At 66.2% G+C, this 15,923-nt stretch carries 15 protein-coding genes; 5 read left to right on the top strand and 10 right to left on the bottom strand.

All coding sequences use genetic code 11. From position 1 onward, the window contains the following. Positions 1-81: 81 nt before the first annotated feature. Positions 82-759 (bottom strand): 2-C-methyl-D-erythritol 4-phosphate cytidylyltransferase, encoded by a 678-nt coding sequence (gene ispD, locus ACF3NP_RS00265; protein WP_392398767.1) that lies wholly within the window; start codon positions 757-759, stop codon positions 82-84. A 1-nt stretch (position 760) separates the two neighbouring features. Beyond that, on the bottom strand, positions 761-1,351 hold the full coding sequence (locus tag ACF3NP_RS00260; RefSeq protein ID WP_181889064.1) for a CarD family transcriptional regulator: 591 nt from the start codon (positions 1,349-1,351) through the stop codon (positions 761-763). A 167-nt stretch (positions 1,352-1,518) separates the two neighbouring features. On the opposite strand from ACF3NP_RS00260, the gene ACF3NP_RS00255 reads away from it, so the two are divergent. The 3 genes from ACF3NP_RS00255 (at position 1,519) to ACF3NP_RS00245 (ending at position 4,850) form a co-directional block, all read left to right on the top strand. Beyond that, positions 1,519-2,064 (top strand): hypothetical protein, encoded by a 546-nt coding sequence (locus ACF3NP_RS00255; RefSeq protein WP_181889643.1) that lies wholly within the window; start codon positions 1,519-1,521, stop codon positions 2,062-2,064. A gap of 87 nt (positions 2,065-2,151) precedes the next feature. Continuing rightward, complete coding sequence (radA, locus tag ACF3NP_RS00250; RefSeq protein WP_181889065.1) at positions 2,152-3,504, top strand: DNA repair protein RadA; 1,353 nt, start codon at positions 2,152-2,154, stop codon at positions 3,502-3,504. Positions 3,505-3,509: 5 nt separating this feature from the next. Beyond that, positions 3,510-4,850, top strand: a complete 1,341-nt coding sequence (locus tag ACF3NP_RS00245) for a hypothetical protein (RefSeq protein ID WP_181889066.1) — start codon at positions 3,510-3,512, stop codon at positions 4,848-4,850. Here the strand turns inward: ACF3NP_RS00245 and ACF3NP_RS00240 are convergent. After that, positions 4,843-5,532 carry a hypothetical protein gene (locus tag ACF3NP_RS00240; RefSeq protein WP_392398766.1) on the bottom strand — a complete coding sequence of 230 codons (690 nt, stop codon included), beginning with the start codon at positions 5,530-5,532 and terminating at the stop codon, positions 4,843-4,845. The two genes, ACF3NP_RS00245 and ACF3NP_RS00240, sit on opposite strands and share 8 nt — an antisense overlap. 9 nt (positions 5,533-5,541) lie before the next feature. Next, positions 5,542-6,162, bottom strand: coding sequence for a carbonic anhydrase (locus ACF3NP_RS00235; RefSeq protein ID WP_181889068.1), 621 nt, complete (start codon positions 6,160-6,162; stop codon positions 5,542-5,544). On the opposite strand from ACF3NP_RS00235, the gene ACF3NP_RS00230 reads away from it, so the two are divergent. Then, a complete protein-coding gene (locus ACF3NP_RS00230) occupies positions 6,161-7,042 on the top strand; it encodes an HhH-GPD family protein (protein WP_181889069.1) in 882 nt (293 codons plus the stop codon). The genes ACF3NP_RS00235 and ACF3NP_RS00230 overlap by 2 nt on opposite strands. Here the strand turns inward: ACF3NP_RS00230 and ACF3NP_RS00225 are convergent. Then, on the bottom strand, positions 7,021-7,191 hold the full coding sequence (locus tag ACF3NP_RS00225; protein WP_392398765.1) for a DUF4236 domain-containing protein: 171 nt from the start codon (positions 7,189-7,191) through the stop codon (positions 7,021-7,023). The two genes, ACF3NP_RS00230 and ACF3NP_RS00225, sit on opposite strands and share 22 nt — an antisense overlap. Positions 7,192-7,281: 90 nt before the next feature. Here ACF3NP_RS00225 and ACF3NP_RS00220 point away from each other — a divergent pair, with 90 nt between their 5' ends. Continuing rightward, positions 7,282-8,682, top strand: coding sequence for an alpha/beta fold hydrolase (locus ACF3NP_RS00220; protein WP_392398764.1), 1,401 nt, complete (start codon positions 7,282-7,284; stop codon positions 8,680-8,682). Here ACF3NP_RS00220 and ACF3NP_RS00215 read toward each other — a convergent pair. The 5 genes from ACF3NP_RS00215 to ACF3NP_RS00195 form a co-directional block, all read right to left on the bottom strand. Further along, the gene (locus ACF3NP_RS00215; RefSeq protein WP_392398763.1) at positions 8,616-11,354 is read right to left on the bottom strand and encodes an ATP-dependent Clp protease ATP-binding subunit; all 2,739 of its coding nucleotides are present in this window, start codon (positions 11,352-11,354) and stop codon (positions 8,616-8,618) included. The genes ACF3NP_RS00220 and ACF3NP_RS00215 overlap by 67 nt on opposite strands. Positions 11,355-11,484: 130 nt before the next feature. After that, on the bottom strand, positions 11,485-11,883 hold the full coding sequence (locus ACF3NP_RS00210; RefSeq protein ID WP_392398762.1) for a CHY zinc finger protein: 399 nt from the start codon (positions 11,881-11,883) through the stop codon (positions 11,485-11,487). Next, positions 11,781-13,472 carry a phosphoenolpyruvate--protein phosphotransferase gene (gene ptsP, locus ACF3NP_RS00205; protein ID WP_392398761.1) on the bottom strand — a complete coding sequence of 564 codons (1,692 nt, stop codon included), beginning with the start codon at positions 13,470-13,472 and terminating at the stop codon, positions 11,781-11,783. Before ptsP ends, ACF3NP_RS00210 begins: the two co-directional genes overlap by 103 nt. Further along, the gene (locus ACF3NP_RS00200; protein ID WP_392398760.1) at positions 13,465-15,522 is read right to left on the bottom strand and encodes a glucose PTS transporter subunit IIA; all 2,058 of its coding nucleotides are present in this window, start codon (positions 15,520-15,522) and stop codon (positions 13,465-13,467) included. Before ACF3NP_RS00200 ends, ptsP begins: the two co-directional genes overlap by 8 nt. A gap of 82 nt (positions 15,523-15,604) precedes the next feature. Then, positions 15,605-15,916: an NINE protein gene (locus ACF3NP_RS00195; protein ID WP_392398759.1), complete on the bottom strand. Its 312-nt coding sequence runs from the start codon at positions 15,914-15,916 to the stop codon at positions 15,605-15,607. Between the last annotated feature and the right edge of the window lie 7 nt (positions 15,917-15,923).

Raw genomic sequence — 15,923 nt, 5'->3', positions numbered from 1 at the left:
TTTTTTCGGCAATTTTTTCGAACGTCCGAAAATGCGAAAATCCCCCACGCGTACCTATAGCAAACGACCCCGACACGGGCCTTAGGCTGCGCCGACCACGCTTTCCGCGAGCTTCAGATCCAGCGGGGTGGTGATTTTGAACGCCATGGGATCCCCCTCCACGGTCGCGACCGGCACCCCGAACCACTCCATCAACGAGGCGTCGTCGGTGGCGACAAACGCAGGCGTTTCGGCGAGGTACTTCTCGTTCGCCTCACGCAGCATCCGCAGGTCAAAGCCCTGCGGCGTCTGGGCGGCGCGCAACGCGGACCGGTCCAGGGTTGCTTCGATAGTCTGTCCCGACACCCGCTTCACCGTGTCCGCAACCGGCACCACCGGCACGACGGCGGGGGCGCCACCCAGCACCGCGTCGACCACGCGCGAGACCATCGCGGCGGGGGTTAACGCGCGGGCGGCGTCGTGGACGACCACGCAGGCGTCGTCAAGCGTAATTGCTTTGAGCGCAGCGAAGATGGAGTCCGCGCGCTCCGCGCCCCCGTGCACGAATTGGACCGTATAGTCCGCGAGAAGTTCGCGGGCGCGCGCTTCCATCGACGGGCTGACTACCACGACGACATGGTCGACTACCTCGGACATCGTGGCCACGGAGCGCTCGAGCAGCGTGCGGCCGCCGAGCTCCACGTACGCCTTGGGCACCTCGGCGCCCAACCGGGTTCCCTGGCCGGCGGCGGCGACGACCGCCACTGTTTCGCGGCGCAATTTACTTGTCGTCGTCCTCGTCGTCGAAGGAGAGGTCGTCCAGATCCACCTCGTCATCGTCGTCGACCTGGCCCGGATCCTCGGAAATACCGGCCTTGACCTGCGCGTCGATGATGGCCTGGATCTGCTTTTCCATCTCCTCGACCTTCTTCTCGTCCACCGGCTCCGCCAGCGCGAGCTCGCCGACAAGAATCTGCCGCGCCTTGCCCAGCATGCGCTTCTCACCTGCGGAAAGGCCCTTACCCTGGTCGCGGCGCCAGAGGTCGCGGACCACCTCGGCCACCTTATTGATGTCACCGGACGCGAGGCGCTCCTGGTTGGCCTTGTAACGGCGGGACCAGTTGCCCGCCTCCTCCACATCGGTCTCGCGCAGCACGGAGAACACCTTCTGCAGGCCTTCCTCGTTGACCACGTCGCGCACACCGACGAGCTCGGAGTTCTTCACCGGAACGCGCACTTCAAGGTCCGAGTGGAGAATCTGCAGCACCAGGTAATCGAGCGTCTCCCCGCGCATCTCGCGCTGCTCGATGTCGGCGATGCGGGCCGCTCCGTGGTGCGGGTACACGACCACTTCTCCGACCTTGAATTCCATTGCGGCTCCTTGCGTCGTTAGGCGAAGTTCAGACCCCAACACCCTACCACCGAGCATTTTGCTTATCGACGACCAAAGGTCGGCTCGCCCAATAGGGGGAGCAAGTGGGAAAACTTACTGTGCAGACGCTAGAGTAAGGCGGAGAAAACCCTCGAATGAGTTTGATGATGGAGGACACCCCCGTGAAGTCCCTGAAGCGCGTCGCTGCCGCCGCCGTCGCTGGCTGCGCAACCCTGGCCCTCGTCGGCTGCTCCGCCGGCCAGATCACCCAGACCTCGAACCAGGTTGCGGCCGTTGACGGCGCAAGCGCCTCCACCGAGGACGGCTCCGTCTCCGTGCAGGACGTGACCGTGGTGCTCGCTGAGGACGGCCAGGCCGCACTGAAGTTCACCGCCACCAACCAGGACACCTCCATGAAGGACCACACCTTGAAGTCCGTGGAAGTTGACCGCAAGCCGGCGACCGTTTCCAGCACCTCCGCAATCGCCTACAACTGCGCGCTGGTCGCGGATTCCAAGGACGGCCTGGAGCGCATGCCGCAGGACAAGAACGACAACTGCATCGAGTACACCGCCACCTCCCTGGTGAACGAGGGCTTCGCCTACGGCGGTAACGTCCCGGTCACCTTCAAGTTCGACACCGGCTCGGTGGACGTGGATGCGACCGTGTCCGCACCGACGTTGGCTTCCGGCCAGGTGGACCGCGAGGTTTAGTTCCTCTTTTAGAATTTGCCGCTGGTTTGACCAGCGGTTTTTTCGTGTTCGAACGCCGTGTCGGGGCCGTGTTATACGGTGTGGCGCATGGCAAAGAAACCCCGTGTTATCCACACCTGCACCGAGTGCGGCTACTCCTCCCCGAAGTGGCTCGGCCGCTGCCCTGAGTGCGGGTCCTGGGGCACGCTCCAAGAGGAGGCGCCGGTTGCGTCGGGCCCGGTGAAGACGTCCTCGCTGACGCCGTCCGCCCCCGCAAGCCCGATCACGAAGGTCGAGGCCGCGGCGACGAAGACGGTGAAGTCCGGCATCCTGGAGCTGGACCGCGTGCTCGGCTCCGGCGTGGTGCCCGGCTCTGTCGTTCTGATGGCTGGCGAGCCCGGCGTGGGCAAGTCCACCCTGCTGCTGGAAGTGGCGTCGCGCTGGGCGAAGCAGGGACGCAAGGCGCTCTACGTCACGGCGGAGGAGTCTGCGGGCCAAGTCCGCGCCCGCGCCGAGCGCACAGAGGCACTGGTGGACACGCTGTACCTGGCCGCCGAGTCCAACCTGGACGTGGTGTTCGGGCACGTGGAACAGCTCAAGCCCTCGCTGCTGATTGTGGATTCGGTACAGACCATGCACGCCGCCGGCGTCGAAGGCGTGGCCGGCGGCGTGGCGCAGTCCCGCGCGGTCACCGCGGCGCTGACCACGCTGGCCAAGACCACCAATATCCCGGTGCTGCTGGTGGGGCACGTGACCAAGGACGGCAACGTCGCCGGCCCGCGCGTGCTGGAGCACCTGGTGGACGTGGTGTTGAACTTTGAGGGGGACAGGCAGTCGTCGCTAAGAATGCTCCGGGGCATTAAGAACCGCTTCGGCGCGACTGATGAGGTCGGCTGCTTCGAGCAGACCTCCGGCGGTATCCGGGAGGTGCCGGACCCGTCGGGGCTGTTCCTGTCGCACCGTGGACAAACGCCGGACGGTTCCGCTGTGACGGTGGCGATGGACGGCGTGCGCCCCATCCTCGCCGAGGTGCAGGCACTGACCGTGGACCCGGTGAACAAGAGCCCGCGGCGCGTGGTCACCGGCCTGGATTTCAACCGGGTGCCCATGGTGTTGGCGGTGCTGCAAGCGCGCTGCGGGGAGCGCACGAACGACAAGGACGCGTACGTGGCCACCGTCGGCGGGGTAAAGATCACGGAGACGGCCACGGACCTCGCCGTCGCGCTTGCCACGTGGTCGAGCCTGCACGAGAAGCCGCTGCCTGCGAAAACCGTGGTTGTGGGCGAGGTGGGGCTGGCGGGCGAGATCAGGCGCGTGCCCAACCTCGGACGGCGCCTCCAAGAAGCGGCGCGCATGGGCTACACCGGCGCGATCGTGCCCGCGGGAGAGGAGCTGTCTATCGACGGCCTGACGGTCCGCCCCGTCTCCACCCTCGCGGAGGCGCTGTCCTTGCTACAGTAGGCGCCATGAAATCGGGGGAAATTCAGCGGGCTATTCACGTGCTCCGCGAACACACGGCAGATCCACACCACGTAGTTGCAGTCATCGAGACGGCGACGTTTCTGTTGCGGGGAGGGCTGCACGACCAGGCATTGGGCCTGGTCTCCGGCACCGAGCCGTTCATCGAGCATCCGGCGGAGGCGATGGGCGCGCTCGGGGAGTTCTTCGCGGCCGCGTTGGACGCTGGGCTGGGTGAGCGTCCGCTCGTGCGGTTCACCTCCCCGCGCTGGCCGGGCACGGACCCGCAGGTGGCGTCGCTGGCGGAGGCGTTCGGGGGGACGAGCAGGCGCGTGGATGGGTATTGCCTCGACCTGGCGGATTTCGCGGACACGGTGGTGTTTTCGTTGACGGCTCCAGTCGGGGCGCACCTGCCGGAGCCGGACCAGCTGGTGGAGCAGGTGATGGTGCTGCAGGACCTGGATCTGAGCACGGAGCAGGCCCGCAAGATCTTCGACGCCGCCGGCGCGGTGGCGTTCCACTTGTCGCTGGACTACGTGGTGGTGTTCCAGCTCGCCCTGCTTGCGGACGAAGCGCGGCGACCCCTGGACACCCTGGCGTTTCTGAACGCGCTGTCGCAGCTGCCGGAGCGCATGTGCCCCGGCATGGAAGAAGTAGATCTCGCACTGGTGAAGGCCGCGAACTACATGGACTTGGGCGCGATGCGCGACGCCGCGGCCTGCCTGCTGCTGGACACGGCCGGCAAAGAGCCTGACACCGCCCTGCGCCGGTATTCGCTGGTGATGCGCAGGCTTTTGAGCACCGACGAGTTCGACGCGGCGCTGTACCTAGTCTCCCCTACCCAGGACATTGTGGACGCTGGGCACGGTTCGCCGTGGTGGCGTCTGGAAGGGGCGTCGGCGGTGGCGCAGTGGGTCGCCTCCGCGGCCGATCCCGGGTTCGGGCAGCTCTGGCCGTCGGCGCGCGCTCGTCTTGAGCGCGCGTTTTCCGAGTACGTGGACAGCGGCGCGTCGGAAGGCTTGGGCGCGCAGTACGTCGGCAACGTGGTCACCGCGCTGCAGAAAACGCAGCGGGCGGAGGAAGCGGTGGACCTGTCGTCGTGGGCGCTGCCGGTCGCGGCGAAAACAAATAACCCGAAAGAGACCCTGTTTACGCTCTGCGACAATGCAGTGTCCCTGTTTTGCTGCGGGTGCTTCGAGGAATCCGCGATGGTGTTTGAGTCCGTGCACCAGCGGGCGCGCGAAGCCTGCGATGCCGAGGCGATGGGGTGGGCCGTTAACTACCTGCGCGACTTCGGGGTGTTCTCGGGATCGCCCGCGTATTCGCAGGCGCTCCAGCGGCTTAGGTGATGTTGAAGGGGCTGGCGTCGGAAGCGTTGTCCCCGATCACGCCGTGCAGGAAGTAGGAGCCGGCCTTCACTTCCGGGCGATTGTCGCACTGCCCCGGCTGCGATGCAGTGGCGGACCAGCGGGCCTCCCAACGGCGCTTCTCGCCCGGCGCGAACTCGACGTTTCCTGCGGCGACCGGCGGGTAACAGTCGGTGTCAGACCAGATGCGGTCGTTGGTGGCCATGTCGTAGACCTCGAAGCGCAGCAGGTCGTCGTCCAGGTTGATTACGCAGTCGGTGTCGGTGGGGTTTTCCACCTCCATGTAGAACACCGGCTGGACCCCAACCGCATACGAGGGCTGGTTGCTGGACGCGTGGATTTGCAGGTCAGCCAGTTCGCAGCTGCCCTTCTTCACCGGAGCGGCGGCGGTCTCCTCGCTCGGCTCGGTGGGTTCGGTGGGCGCCTCCGAAGATGACGGAGTCGTGCTCTCCTCAGAAAGCTGCACCGTCGGCTCGGTGGCCAGGGTGGTGGACGGGGCTTCCGCCACGGTTTCGGGGGTGGTTTCCGTCTCGTCCGTCTTTCCGCTGCGGGCGAACGCGGACAGGCCCCACACCAAAAGCGCCACAACCACCAGCAGGATGACGAGTGCCGCCACGCGGCGGCGCATGTAAATCTCTGGAGGCAGTGGGCGCTGGTTCGACATGCCTATAACTTAATCGCCGAAGTTTTCGTAGGTGGTCTCGACACGGCCGTCGGACAGGCGGTAACGCGCACCGACCACACCGACCGTCTTGTGCTCCAGCCCGGAAATGACGGCCGGGATGCGCGCCACCAGGTGCTCTGCGCCGTTGCGGGCGTGCGCCTGCTCCACCTGTTCGCCGCGGGTTTTCGCCTCCGCCACGGCCGGCGAAATCTTCTCCACGAACACGCGCGTCAGCCCCGGAGGGATGTCACCGGACTCGAGCGCGGACACCGCGGCGCCCACAGCGCCGCACTTCTCGTGGGCGAGGAAGAGCACCAGGTCCACCCCGAGGCCGTCCACTGCGTACTCGACGGACGCCGACACTGCGGAGTCCACGCAGCCACCGGCGGTGCGGATGACAAAGATGTCGCCGAAGCCGGCGTCGAAAAGCAGCTCAATCGGCACGCGCGAATCGGAGCAGCCCACCACGCACACTGCCGGGTTCTGGCCGGAGGTGAGCTGCTGGCGGGTTGCGGGGTCGCGGCGCGGGTCCGCGGTGTTGCCGGTGGCGAAGCGTTCGTTGCCGGCTTGAAGCAGCTCCCACACCTCGCGGGGTGTGGTGGCGGCCTGGAGATCGGTTACGTCAGTCATGACCACTATTGTTGCACGCATTGTGACGAAACTGCGCCCAAACAAGATCATCGACTGGTACCGAGCCAACGCCCGCGAGCTGCCGTGGCGAAACTCGTCAACGTCCGCTTGGGGCGTGCTGCTCAGTGAGGTGATGAGCCACCAAACTCAGGTCGAGCGGGTCGCCCCCATCTGGCAGGAATGGATGGAACGATGGCCCACCCCGGCGGCGTTCGCGCAGGCTGGCACGGACGAGATCCTGCGGGCCTGGGGCAGCCTGGGATACCCGCGCCGGGCGCTGCGCCTGAAGGAATGTGCGCAGGTCATCGTGGATGAGCATGGCGGGGAGGTGCCGGAGGACGTCGATAAGCTGCTGGCTCTCCCCGGCATCGGCGACTACACCGCGCGGGCGGTGGCGTGCTTCGCGTTCGGGAAAAACGTGCCGGTTGTGGACACGAACGTGCGGCGCGTGGTCGCTCGGGTGGAGCGCGGCGAGGCGCTCGGGGCGCCCGGCAAGAAGGAGATCGAACAAGTGGCGGCGCTGCTACCTGCGGAAAACGGCCCCGAGTTTTCGGTGGGTCTGATGGAGCTCGGCGCGCTCGTGTGCACCGCGCGGGCGCCGAAATGCGAAAAGTGCCCGGTGAGTTCTGAGTGCGCGTGGCTCGCAGCCGGCAAGCCTGAGGCCGAGGTGAAGAAGCGAACTCAGAAGTTTGTTGGCACCGACCGCCAAGTGCGCGGCAAGATCATGCGGCTGTTGCGCGAGTCTGAAAGCCCCGTTGAGCAAAAGCTTATCGACGCCCTCTGGCACGACCCCGCACAGCTTTCCCGCGCACTATTTTCCCTGCTCGAAGACGGTCTGGCCGAGCAGGACGAGAAGGGCTACTTCCACCTGCCGCGGTAGTGCAGCCCACCGGGTAGCTTCACGTACACGCCGCCGCGGGAGTTGAAGGTGACCGGCCCGATCTTTTTCGACGCGGACACGCCGGAATTGGAGTAGTTGAGCCAGCTGCCGTCGCTGATCTTTTGGCGCTTGCGGTACTGAATTCCCATGGAGGGGAGCTTACACTGCTTCCCATGCGTAAACGGTGGTGTCTTTTTGCTGTCCCGCTCCTGATTTGCCCCTCGGCACACGCTGAGGATTTGAGCGCGGAATCGTTGTCGTCCCTGTCGTCGGTTGGCTCGTCGACTTTCGAGGTCATCGGCGACGCGTCGTCGCTGTCTTCCATCCCGGAGCTGTCCTCGCATGCGCTGGGCGGCGCGGCGGGTGACGCTGCCGGCGAGCTCGACGCGAAGAAGCGGGTGCCGGGCACCAACGGCAAGCGCATCCGCTACACCTCCGTCAACGAGCGCGGCGAGAAAGTGCCGGTCACCGGCGCGTTGTACGACCGTCCGTTTGCGAAGGGCCTGGTTGTTCTCGCTCCGGGAACGCGCGGCCTGGGCGACCAGTGCGCGCCGTCGGCGGGGTCGTCGATGCTGTCCTCGCTCGGCCTCGACGGCACGGTGAACATCAACTACGAGGCACCGATGGTGCAAATGCTTCTCGACGACGGCTACCGCGTGGTCGTCACCGACTACATGGGCCTGGGTACCGACGGTCTGCACACCTACCTCAACCGAGTCGACCAGGGCCGGGCGGTGATTGACGCCGCCCGGGCAGTATCCAAACGTGGCGAGAAGGTGGCGTTCTGGGGCTACTCACAGGGCGGCGGCGCGGCTGCGGCGGCCGCGGAGCTCGTCGGCGACTACGCCCCGGAGCTCAACGTGGTCGGCACTTTTTCCGGCGCTCCCCCGGCCGACCCGTTGGCCGTGCTGCAGCAGGCGTCCGCGTCGATGCTCACCGCCGTGGCGGGCTTCGCCGCCGCCAGCTACTCGGAGACCTACCCCGAGTTCCGCGACGCCATCCAGGAGTACCTCACCGACGACGGCAGGGCCTGGATGGATGATCTGAAAACGTCGTGCGTGGTGGATGCGTCGATGCGCGCCCCGAAGATCACCGGCGACATCTTCGTCGACGGCAAGACCTTCGCCGACATCGCGGAGGAAGACGAGCGCATCGGCAAATACCTCGAACACAACAAGCTGGGCAAGGTGAAGCCGAACGCGCCGATCATGGTGCTGACCAACCCGGACGACGACCTCGTCCCGGAGCCGCAGGCCACCCAGTTGGCCGAGGACTACTGCGCGATCGGCGCCGATGTGGAGTACCGCCGCGTGGTGGTGCCGGGCTCGCCGACGCAGCCCTTGTCGTCCGGCCGCCGCGAGCTCACCCCGCGCGCGCCGGGTTCCGGCCACGCGCTGCCGCTGGTGCTGCAGACGGGCAACGTCTCGGACTGGCTTTCCGACCGCTTCAAGGGCAAGCCCTTGAAACAGGTGTGCCCCTCCGACCACCCCGAGTATGAGGTAGTGGAGGGGCTCAACGCCGTGGAGATCACTGCGATCGTTGTCGCAGTCCTCGGCGCCCTGGGCTTGTGGGCTTACACCGGCTCGGGGCCGTTGCCCTCGTTGCCTTCGCTACCGTCCTTGCCGTCACTGCCCTTCTGATCGTCGCGCTCATCCGGGAACTCTGAGGCCTCGGACTCCGGCTGGGTGCGCTCCGGCTCGATGTCGCGGACTTCGTCCTCCGGCTCCACGTCGAAGGCCTCGGCCGGCAGCGGGCGCGGACGCGGGGTGAAGGTGAACTTCGCGTCCGGCGCAGCCTTGCCGCGCTCCTTGCGCGCAGCCTCGACGTCGCCGTCCCAGCCTTCGACGTCCACGGTGATGATCTCGCCGGCGCCGATTTCGCCGAACAGGATCTTCTCCGACAGGATGTCCTCGATCTCGCGCTGAATCGTGCGGCGCAGCGGGCGGGCGCCCAGCACTGGGTCGAAGCCGCGGACCGCGAGCAGGTTCTTCGCGTTCTCGGTCAGCTCGATGCCCATGTCCTGCGCGGCGAGGTTCTTGTCCACGCGGCCGATGAGCAGGTCCACCATCTTGACAATCTCGTCCTGGCTGAGCTGCTTGAACACCACGATCTCGTCGATGCGGTTCAAGAACTCGGGGCGGAAGTGCTTCTTCAGCTCGTCGTGGACCTTGCCCTTCATGCGCTCGTACTGCGCATCGGAATCCGCGGCGGTGTCGCCGGTGAAGCCCAGGCCGACCGGCTTGGAGATGTCGGACGTGCCCAGGTTCGAGGTGAAGATCAGCACCGTGTTCTTGAAGTCCACGTTGCGGCCCTGGCCGTCGGTGACGTGGCCTTCTTCGAGCACCTGGAGAAGCGTGTTGTAGATCTCCTTGTGCGCCTTCTCGATCTCGTCGAAAAGCACCACGCTAAACGGCTTGCGGCGCACCTTCTCGGTGAGCTGGCCGCCCTCTTCGTAGCCGACGTATCCCGGAGGGGCGCCGAAGAGTCGCGAGGCGGTGAAGCGGTCGTGGAACTCGCCCATGTCCACCTGGATCAGGGAGTCGTCGTCGCCGAAGAGGAACTCGGCGAGCGCCTTGGACAGCTCCGTCTTACCCACACCGGACGGGCCGGCGAAGATGAAGGAGCCGGACGGACGGTTCGGGTCCTTCAGGCCGGCGCGGGTGCGGCGGATGGAGCGGGAGACGGCCTTGACTGCCTCGTCCTGGCCGATGATGCGCTTGTGCAGCTCGTCTTCCATGTGGAGGAGACGGCTGGACTCGCTTTCGGTGAGCTTGAACACCGGGATGCCGGTCCAGTTGGCCAGCACGTCCGCGATCTGGTCCTCGCCGACCTCGGCGATTTCCTCCAAATCGTCGGAGCGCCACTTCTTCTCCTTGGCTGAGCGCTCCTCCCCCAGCTTGCGCTCGGTGTCGCGCAGGCCGGCGGCCTTTTCAAAGTCCTGGGCGTCGATCGCCGCTTCCTTCTCCTTGCGCACCTCGGAGATGCGGTCGTCCACCTCACGCAGGTCCTCCGGTGCGGTCATGCGCTTGATGCGCATGCGGGCACCGGCCTCGTCGAGCAGGTCGACGGCCTTGTCCGGCAGGAAACGGTCGTTGATGTAGCGGTCCGACAGCGTCGCAGCCGCCTTGAGCGCGTCGTCGGTGTAGGACACGCGGTGGTGCGCCTCGTAGCGGTCGCGCAGGCCCTTGAGGATCTGCACGGTGTCCTCCACGGACGGCTCGTCAACCTGCACCGGCTGGAAGCGGCGCTCGAGGGCGGCGTCCTTCTCGATGTGCTTGCGGTACTCGTCCAGCGTGGTCGCGCCGATGGTCTGGAGCTCGCCGCGCGCCAGCTTCGGCTTCAAAAGCGACGCCGCATCGATGGCGCCTTCGGCGGCACCTGCGCCGACGAGGGTGTGGATCTCGTCGATGAACAGGATGATGTCGCCGCGCTGGTTGATCTCCTTGAGCACCTTCTTCAGGCGCTCCTCAAAGTCGCCGCGGTAGCGGGAACCGGCCACCAGGGAGCCCAGGTCCAGGGAGTAGACCTGCTTGTCCTTCAGCGTCTCCGGGACCTTGCCGTTGGCGATGTCCAGGGCGAGGCCCTCCACCACGGCGGTCTTGCCCACGCCGGGCTCACCGATGAGCACCGGGTTGTTCTTGGTGCGGCGCGACAGCACCTGCATGACGCGCTCGATTTCCTTGTCGCGGCCGACAACTGGGTCGAGCTTGCCTTCCTTCGCGGCCGCGGTGAGGTTGCGGCCGAACTGGTCCAGCACCAGCGAGTTGGAGCGCTCGCCGCCCTGCGGGCCGCCGCCAGTGCGCGGGCCTGCGCCCGCACCTGCGAAGCCCGGCTGGCCCTGCTGCGGGGACTCCGGGTTCTGGCCCTCGCCGCCCTCGTAGCCGGACAGCAGCTGGATAACCTGTTGGCGCACGCGCGGCAGATCCGCGCCAAGCTTGATCAGCACCTGTGCCGCCACGCCGTCGCCCTCACGGATGAGGCCGAGCAGCAGGAACTCGGTGCCGATGTACTTGTGGCCCATCTGCAGGCCCTCGCGCAGGGAAAGCTCCAGCACCTTCTTCGCGCGCGGGGTGAACGGGATGTGGCCGGTCACCGGCTGGGTGCCGTGGCCGATAATGTCGATGACCTCGCGGCGCACGTCGTCGAGGTTGATGCCCATGGACTCGAGCGCCTTCGCAGCGACGCCCTCGCCCTCCTTGATCAGGCCGAGCAGGATGTGCTCGGTGCCCATGTAATTGTGGTTGAGCTCGCGCGCCTCCTCCTGTGCAAGGACGATGACGCGACGGGCCCGGTCGGTAAACCGCTCGAACATGTGGCTGACCCCTTCTTTCCTAAATCAGTTGTCCACCACCATAACGCTGGGGTCCGACATCACTTCCCTGCTTTGTGCGTGCGTTCCCGCATGGACGTCGATAAGCGCAGGTGAGAGGCGATGTTCACCCTTAGCGAACAGGCCGAAAATACACGTCCTCGTGCGCCTTGCAGCCAGGGTTGAAAGGGTGCCCGCAGGAGGGGCAGGACGCGCCGTATTCGGCATACGTCATCATGCGCCCGCACGCGCCGCACATCACGGAGGGCAGTTGCCTATCGACGGGCACGAACCCGTGATCGGCCAACTCATCGTGGCACAGCGAACAGGCCCAGAATTTTTCGCATTCGCCGCACGTGTTGGCAACGACGTCGCGCTCGGAGTGCCAGTGAGCGCAACGCCCTTGCCCGTCGACGTCGATTCCGTGGATCAGAGCAGATCCTTCAGCACCGGATCCGCGAGGTTCAGCACGGCCTCGCGGGCGCCCGCGGCGGTGCGGGCGTCGACGGCGAAGTTGGCCATCTGGCGGCAAGTGTCGAAGTCGTGCAGGCGCAGTGCCGCGCGCACGGCGTTGACCTTGCCTGGGGCCATCGACAGGGACTTCACGCCGAGGCCCACCAGCACGAGAGCCATGAGCGGGTCGCCGCCTGCCTCGCCGCACACGCCGACCGGCTTGCCGGTGGCCTCGCCGCCGCGGCAGGTCTCGCGGATCATGGACAGCACCGCCGGCTGCCACGGGGAGAGCAGCTCCGCCAGCTCGCCCTGCATGCGGTCCGCGGCCATCGTGTACTGCGACAGGTCGTTGGTGCCGATGGAAGCGAAGTCCACCTCTTCCAGCACCTGGCCGGCGCGGATGGCGGCCGCCGGGGTTTCCACCATCACGCCGACCTTTTTCAGCCCGGCGCCGCGGGCGCGCTCGGCGAACCACTTGGCTTCCTCGGCGGTGGCGACCATCGGCGCCATGACCCACAGCTCGGAGTCGGGGACGTTGTGAGCTGCGTTCGCAAGCGCCTCCAGCTGCGTGGCAAGGAGGTCTTCGCGCGCCTGCGACAGGCGCAGGCCGCGGCGGCCCAGGGCGGGGTTTTCTTCTTCGCCGAGGTCCGCGAACGACAGCGGCTTGTCCGCGCCGGCGTCCAGGGTGCGCACCACAACGCGGCGGTTGCCGAACGCCTCGAGCACCTTCGTGTAGGTCTCGGTCTGTTCCTCCAGGCTGGGGGCGGCGTCGCGGTCCAGGAAGAGGAACTCGGAGCGGAACAGGCCGGAGCCCTCGAGGTCGTAGCCGGCTGCCTTCTCCGCGTCATCTGCGGTGCCGATGTTGGCCAGCAGCTTCACCTTGTAGCCGTCGCGGGTCGCACCCTCGCCGGAGGAACCGGCCAAGGCAGCCGCGCGGCGGCGGGAGCGTTCCTCGAGCTCGTCCACGTCGGATGCGTTCGGCGCGACGATCACTTCGCCGACGCCGCCGTCGAGGGCGACCAGCGGTGCGTCGACAGTCGCCTCCGCAATGCCTTTGACCTGCACGGCACACGGGATGCCCAGCTGCGCCGCCAGGATGGCGGTGTGGGACGTCGCACCGCCCGCCTCGGTGACGATGCCGAGCACCAGGTTCTTGTCCAGCGTCGCCGTCTCCGCCGGCGCGAGGTCGTGCGCGATCAGGATGGACGACTCAGTCAGGTCCGGGATTCCCGGCTCCGGCAGGCCGCGCAGGCGCGCGGTGGCGCGGTCGCGGATGTCGTAGAGGTCGGTGACGCGCTCGGCCATGTAGCCGCCGATTTTGCGCAGCTTGTTGGCGTAGAGCTCCACCGCGTCGTGGATCGCCTTCGTCGGGCCGGTGCCCTTCTTCAGCTCCTTGTCGATGCCGCGGATTAAGCCCTTGTCGGTTGCCAAGGAAGCCGTCGCATCCATCACGGCTTTCGCCGAGTCCGAGTTGGCGTGCTCGGCGCGTGCGGAAAGCGACGCCGCGACGTCGTGAAGCACAGCGCGAATGCGCTCGCTGTCGGCCTCCGGATCGGTGGAGGCGGGCTCGTGCTCGTCGATGCCCACTGCGGGCGTGACCACGGCGATAGGTCCGGACGCGGTGCCGGCCGAAACGCCGATGCCGTGCAGGACGGTGCGGTTAGACATTCGTGTTCACCTCAGTTGTGACCTCGAGAATAGGATCGCCGGCGACGACCGTGCCGTCCGCAACGTCACCCACGCCACCAAGCTTCTTCGAGTTCACCACTGTAGTGATTACCGTCGTGTCCACGCCGTGGCCGGCGATTGCGGCGAAGTCAACCTCCGCCAGCGGGTCGCCCGCGTTGACCATCTGCTTCTTCTCTGCCAGCGGGGTGAACCCCTCGCCGCCGAGCTTGACGGTGTCCACGCCGATGTGGACGAGCAGCTCCACACCATTATCGGTCTTGATGCCGTAGGCGTGGCCGGTCTTGGCCACGGAGATGACCTTGCCGGCCGCCGGGGCGACCACGGTGAGCTTGGCGTTTTCGGGGGTGATGCCGACGGCCTGGCCGAGGGCGCCGGAGGCAAACGCGGCGTCCGAAAGCGCTTCCATCGCGACAACCTCGCCCGCAACGGGCGCGAGCACAGTGGCATCCGCATCGCTTGCCGACGTCAGCTTCGCCGGGTCATTCGTGGCCGTGACCTCGTCCTCGACCAGCTCAGCCTCCTCAGCCTCGTCCGCATTGCGCGCGGCAGCGGCGCGGGCGAGCGCCTCCGCCTTCTCCTCCGGCGTGCGGTAGTCCGTGATGAGGATGACGAAGAAGGCGGTGAAAAAGGCCACCGCGATGGCGACCATGTAGACCCACTTCGGGTCGAACACGAACATGGTTGGCAGCGAAGTGAACACGAACGCGTTCGTCTTCACGCCCCCGAACGGGGTGCCCAGGATGGCAATGGTGAGGCCACCGGCGAAGCAGCCCACGAGCATGCGCGGGTAGATTTTCTTGTAACGCAGGTGGATGCCGTAGAGCGACGGCTCGGAGATGCCGCCGAGCAGGCCCGCGGCGAGCGCGGAACCGGAGGTCTGGCGCATGAGCGGGTCGTGGTCGCGGATGGACAGGGCAAGCACTGCGGCGGTGGCGCCGAAGCAGGCGAAGTTCCAGGCGCCCATCGGGCCCTGGATGAAGTCGTAGCCGAGGGTGTCGATGTTCACCAGCATCAGCGCGTTGAGCGGCCAGTGCAGGCCCAGCGGCACTAGGAACGGGTAGAGCATCGGAATCAGCAGGGCGAAGACGAACGGCGCGTTGCCGTTCATCCAGGCAAGGCCGGTGCCGATCCAAGCGCCGAGCAGGTAGCCGAACGGGCCGATAAGGAACGCGGTTACCGGGATCATGATCAGCATGGTCAAAAACGGCACGAAGACCATGTGCACCGCGGACGGGATGATCTTCTGCAGACCCTTATAAAGCAACGCCGCAACCGCGGCCATGATGAGCGGGACGAATACGTTGCCGTCGTAGCCGTTATGGATCATGGGCAGGCCGAAGACGTCGACAACATCGGTCGGCTCGCCGAAGAGCTCCACCACGCGCGCTTCGGGGTGGTCGGCCAGTTCCATGAAGTTCGGGGTGAACAGCGCCAGCATGATCGCGGCCGGCACCCACGGGTCGATGTCCAGCTTCTTGCCCGCGTTGTAGGCCACCGCCACCGGCAGGAAGAAGAACACGGAGTTCCACATGGCGTCCACGAACTGCCAGCCCGGGCTCTTCACTTCCGCGTGGAAGTTCACCAGTTCGAACGCGTCCAGCACCGCGGCGAACGCGATGATCAGCGACGCACCGAGCAGCACACCCAAAATGGGGCGGAAGGAGTCGGAGAGGTACTCGAAGAACGCGTCGAGCCACGGCACCTTGCCCTTGGCACGGTCGCGCTGCTGGGCTTTGAGGTCCTCGTTGGACACGTCGCGCCCGGCCAGCTCCGGCAGCTTGTTCATCGCGTTGTAAACGCTGGCCACGTCGCCGCCGACGATCACCTGGTAGTGGTTGCCGCCCTGCGGGACGGCACCCATGACCTTGGGGTTTGCCTCGAGGCGGTCTTTGTCGGCCAGGGAGACGTCGTTGAGCTCGAAGCGCAAACGTGTCGCGCAGTGCGTCATGGACGCGATATTTTCTGCCCCGCCGACGCCGGCGAGGATGTCGGCGGCCTGATCCTGCAGGCTCGCCTTGGTGGTTGCCATGCTGATGCTCCTTTCAACCACAAAGATTGATCGCATCAAACGTTAGTTGGTTATAACCACCGCACACAACTGCGGATAATTGTTACTTCAGCGGGATACCCCGGCTGTCTCTGTCATAGCCTTCCGCGCCGACAAGCACGAAGATGAATTCCACGAGCACCCACGTGCTCAAACCAAAGAACACGAGTTGCCCGAGAAACATCCACAGGAGCGGCACCGAAAGCAGGAGCAAGAACACCTTGCACGCGCCGCGGGCGTACTGCTTGAGGTAGAAATTGCCCGCCCCAAAGATTCCGAGGAAGAAAAACAGCAGCGCCGCGGTGGTCTTGCTCTTGTGCGGCTCGATGAGCGGTTTCCCACCCTGGTCTCCCGGGTAGTTGGGGTACGGGCTCACACTCACG

The sequence above is a fragment of the Corynebacterium lehmanniae genome (assembly GCF_043161975.1).
GTDB lineage: Bacteria > Actinomycetota > Actinomycetes > Mycobacteriales > Mycobacteriaceae > Corynebacterium > Corynebacterium lehmanniae.
This window is presented reverse-complemented; position numbering and strand designations above follow the sequence as displayed.

Coding starts and splice junctions, on each gene's coding strand:
- ACF3NP_RS00260 (WP_181889064.1), bottom strand. CDS start 1,351: ATGGAATTCAAGGTCGGAGAAGTGGTCGTGTACCCGCACCACGGAGCG.
- ACF3NP_RS00255 (WP_181889643.1), top strand. CDS start 1,519: ATGGAGGACACCCCCGTGAAGTCCCTGAAGCGCGTCGCTGCCGCCGCC.
- ACF3NP_RS00235 (WP_181889068.1), bottom strand. CDS start 6,162: ATGACTGACGTAACCGATCTCCAGGCCGCCACCACACCCCGCGAGGTG.
- ACF3NP_RS00225 (WP_392398765.1), bottom strand. CDS start 7,191: ATGGGAATTCAGTACCGCAAGCGCCAAAAGATCAGCGACGGCAGCTGG.
- radA (WP_181889065.1), top strand. CDS start 2,152: ATGGCAAAGAAACCCCGTGTTATCCACACCTGCACCGAGTGCGGCTAC.
- ACF3NP_RS00245 (WP_181889066.1), top strand. CDS start 3,510: ATGAAATCGGGGGAAATTCAGCGGGCTATTCACGTGCTCCGCGAACAC.
- ACF3NP_RS00215 (WP_392398763.1), bottom strand. CDS start 11,354: ATGTTCGAGCGGTTTACCGACCGGGCCCGTCGCGTCATCGTCCTTGCA.
- ACF3NP_RS00240 (WP_392398766.1), bottom strand. CDS start 5,532: ATGTCGAACCAGCGCCCACTGCCTCCAGAGATTTACATGCGCCGCCGC.
- ptsP (WP_392398761.1), bottom strand. CDS start 13,472: ATGTCTAACCGCACCGTCCTGCACGGCATCGGCGTTTCGGCCGGCACC.
- ACF3NP_RS00230 (WP_181889069.1), top strand. CDS start 6,161: ATGACCACTATTGTTGCACGCATTGTGACGAAACTGCGCCCAAACAAG.
- ACF3NP_RS00200 (WP_392398760.1), bottom strand. CDS start 15,522: ATGGCAACCACCAAGGCGAGCCTGCAGGATCAGGCCGCCGACATCCTC.